Origin of the sequence: Leptolyngbya sp. PCC 6406, from assembly GCF_000332095.2 — a bacterium.
Classification (GTDB): domain Bacteria; phylum Cyanobacteriota; class Cyanobacteriia; order Phormidesmidales; family Phormidesmidaceae; genus PCC-6406.
Genome location: NZ_KI913949.1, coordinates 5,005,810 through 5,008,456 on the forward strand (window position 1 = coordinate 5,005,810; position 2,647 = coordinate 5,008,456).

Here is a 2,647-nt window from a genome sequence, read left to right on the forward strand (position 1 = left end):
ATCCCCTACCCCCCACTCCCCTACCCCCCCACTCCCCCTACCCCATCACCCTCACACCCCATCACCCTCACACCCCATGCCCCTAACCCTCGCCCGACCCACCCTGCACCGCACCGTCCTCCCCAATGGCCTGGTGGTCTTGGTGATTGAAAATCCCGTAGCTGACATTATTGCAGCACGGGTCTTTGTGCGGGCCGGGACAAGTCATGAGCCGCGATCGCAGGCAGGATTGTTTGCCCTGTTAACCTCTCTGTTAACGAAGGGTAGTGATCGCCTCTCCTCCATGGAGATTGCCGAACAGGTAGAATCCACCGGGGCCAGCCTCAGTAGTGATGCCTCCGCTGACTACAGTCTGGTCAGCATCAAAACCGTCTCAGCGGATTTTGAGCCCATGCTGGCCTTAGCGGCCCACCTGATGCGATCGCCCGCCTTTCCCGAAGCGGAATTGGAGCTAGAACGTCGCCTCACGCTCCAAAGCCTCCGATCCATGCAGGAGCAGCCCTTCACCGTTGCCTACAACGCCCTGCGCGAAGCCCTCTACGGTGAGCATCCCTACGCCCTACCAGGGATTGGCACCGCCGACAGTGTTATAGAGCTGACTCAGGCCGATCTTCAGGAGGCCCATCGCACCTATTTCCGGCCCGATAATTTAGTCATTGCCATCTCTGGTCGCATTACCCCAGAGAAAGCCGTTGCCCTAGTGCAGGATAACTTTGGTGACTGGCAACCCCCCATTTCCTCGCTGTCAGACCTCACCTACCCCGCAGTGCCCGAGGCGGGACGCTCTACCATCCTGCCCCAGGACACCCAGCAGGCGATCGTCATGGTGGGGTACCAAGCCCCCTCGGTGAAGCATCCTGACTACGCTGCCTTGAAACTGCTGAGCACCTACCTCGGCAATGGCCTCTCTAGCCGCCTATTTGTAGAACTGCGAGAAAAACGAGGACTGGCCTACGACGTATCAGCCTTTTATCCCACTCGTTTGGGCATGTCTCAGTTTGTGGTCTATATGGGCACCGCCCCCAGCAATGTGCCCAATGCCCTAGAGGGGCTCCGCTATGAAACCGAGCGCTTAGTGACAGAAAACCTAACGCCCGAGGAATTGGAGGGGGCAAAAAATAAACTGCTAGGGCAATATGCCCTGGGTAAGCAAACAAATACCCAACTGGCCCAGCTTCTGGGCTGGTATGAGGTGCTGGGCTTGGGCATTGATTTTGACCCTGAGTTTCAGGAATCAGTAGCTGCCGTCACCCAAGATCGAATCCAGGCTGCTGCCCAAACCGCCTTTGTCGATCCCTCTGTGGTGTTGTTAGGCCCAGCGGCAGCTGTTGAACCCTTCGCCAATGCTAGCTGAGTGTGTCCCAGCTCAATCCCTGTCCCGTCCCGAATCTGAGTCCAAAACGTGAATCCCCCTGAGCAACATCTTTGGCCTAGCCCAGAAGATGACTGTTGAGAGGAAACACGCTGAGATGTCCTCCCAACTCAGTCCCCTATTAGGATCTGTGGACAATCAAAGCCAGATTCCTTGTCATGGAGGCGGTTACAGTCCCTAGCTTGCGGGGTAGGGTGGGCGTGGTTATCCTTACCTCGCAAAGGTTTCCTCGTTCATTGTCCACACGCCCTAGTTCTTCCTACAGGAGTGTTACCTCCATGATCCTTCGCCTTCTCCTCGCCCCTATTACTGGCCCCTTTACTGGGATCACCTGGGTTGCTGAAAAAATTCTAGAGCAGGCAGAGGGGGAAACCGACGACCTCGAAACCCTGCAAAAGCAGTTGCTGGCCCTACAACTGAATTTCGATATGGGGGATATTCCTGAGGAAACCTTTGAAGCCCAAGAGGAAGAATTGCTACTGGCGATTCAGGCAATTCAGGATCAGCGAGAGGCGGAAGGGGGTGCAGGTGACAGGTAGCAGGTGACAGGAGTTTTGAATTTCCCGTAGGGGCAGGGTTTCCACCATTCGAGCAAACTTAAGGCGAAACCCTTGCCGTTCAGCGGCTGCGGGATGTAGAGCTTTGCGCTTCCCGAAGGGTGGGAGGAACCAGAAAATATTGGGTTGGTGCGACAGAGTACAACACTCCGGACAGTTTTTCGGGGTAGGTTGGAGAAAAGCTATCCACCGCATAGAGTGCAGGTGTACGAAAAACACGGTGCACCGATGGATAGCCTCAACCGCATCTTAGCCGGTCTGCTGACGACAGCAGGCCATTTAGCAAACCGCAGCGCCAGTTTCTGATGACGCTGATGACCACGATTTTTGTGGTTTGTGGCAAAGTCAACTACACCAACCTGAGTCGATACAGCGACCGCTGTGAACGAACCTACCGGCGACATTTTGAGGCTGGACTGGGCCTAGAAAGCTTGAACCAAGCCTTAATTGAGCAGGTGATTGCAGACACCAGCACTCAGATTGCAGTGGTGGACTGCACCTTTACTGAGAAAAGTGGTCGTCACACCTACGGACTGGACTGGTTCTACAACGGCAAAACGCAGCGGGCCGAACGGGGGTTGGAATGGTCAGTGGTGGCGGTGGTTGATCTGGGGCAGAAGACCGGCTATGCCCTATCGGCGCAACAAACCGCAGCGGGGCTAGGGGCACAAGAACCTGCCACGGCTGACGAGACAACACCCCCCAAGAGCCGAGTTGA

The 2,647-nt window shown here is 56.0% G+C and carries 2 protein-coding genes and 1 pseudogene; all 3 read left to right on the forward strand.

The features are described 5' to 3' along the window. The first annotated feature begins 76 nt into the window (after positions 1-76). On the forward strand, positions 77-1,354 hold the full coding sequence (locus LEP6406_RS0222380; RefSeq protein WP_008316493.1) for a M16 family metallopeptidase: 1,278 nt from the start codon (positions 77-79) through the stop codon (positions 1,352-1,354). Between the two features lie 296 nt (positions 1,355-1,650). Beyond that, positions 1,651-1,911 carry a gas vesicle protein GvpG gene (locus tag LEP6406_RS0222385; protein ID WP_008316496.1) on the forward strand — a complete coding sequence of 87 codons (261 nt, stop codon included), beginning with the start codon at positions 1,651-1,653 and terminating at the stop codon, positions 1,909-1,911. Positions 1,912-2,243: 332 nt separating this feature from the next. Next, positions 2,244-2,647 (forward strand): annotated as a pseudogene (locus LEP6406_RS34505) (IS4 family transposase); the annotation flags it as partial.

Bases quoted from the DNA above. Each gene is read 5' to 3' on its own strand.
- LEP6406_RS0222380 (WP_008316493.1), top strand. From the start codon at position 77: ATGCCCCTAACCCTCGCCCGACCCACCCTGCACCGCACCGTCCTCCCC.
- LEP6406_RS0222385 (WP_008316496.1), top strand. From the start codon at position 1,651: ATGATCCTTCGCCTTCTCCTCGCCCCTATTACTGGCCCCTTTACTGGG.